The organism is Alkalihalophilus lindianensis (genome assembly GCF_032843265.1).
Lineage (GTDB): Bacteria > Bacillota > Bacilli > Bacillales > Bacillaceae_D > Alkalihalophilus > Alkalihalophilus lindianensis.
Genome location: NZ_JAWJBA010000741.1, coordinates 1 through 250, shown reverse-complemented (window position 1 = coordinate 250; position 250 = coordinate 1). Strand labels below are relative to the sequence as shown.

Genomic DNA, 250 nt, shown 5'->3' with positions numbered 1-250 from the left:
CCCCCCCATGGCCCTTTTTGCCGGCAATTTCAGACAGTAGCTGAAACCGTGTCAGACACCGATGCAGTTGTTCTTTGTACCGATTGGGATGAATATAAGCAGCTTGATTGGATGACTATCAAGCGATTAATGAAGCAGCCGTATATTTTAGATGGCAGAAACATGGTGGATAAGGGAAAGGTGGAGGCACTCGGGTTTCATTATACAGGGATCGCGAATTATTAGGATATTAATAGATTTATTTGGTAAA

1 protein-coding gene is annotated in these 250 nt (G+C 42.8%); it reads left to right on the top strand.

Annotated features, from left to right (window positions below; translation table 11 throughout):
* On the top strand, positions 1-225 hold a 225-nt coding region (locus RYX56_RS24155; protein ID WP_317124356.1), incomplete at its 5' end, for a UDP binding domain-containing protein.
* Positions 226-250: the final 25 nt, after the last annotated feature.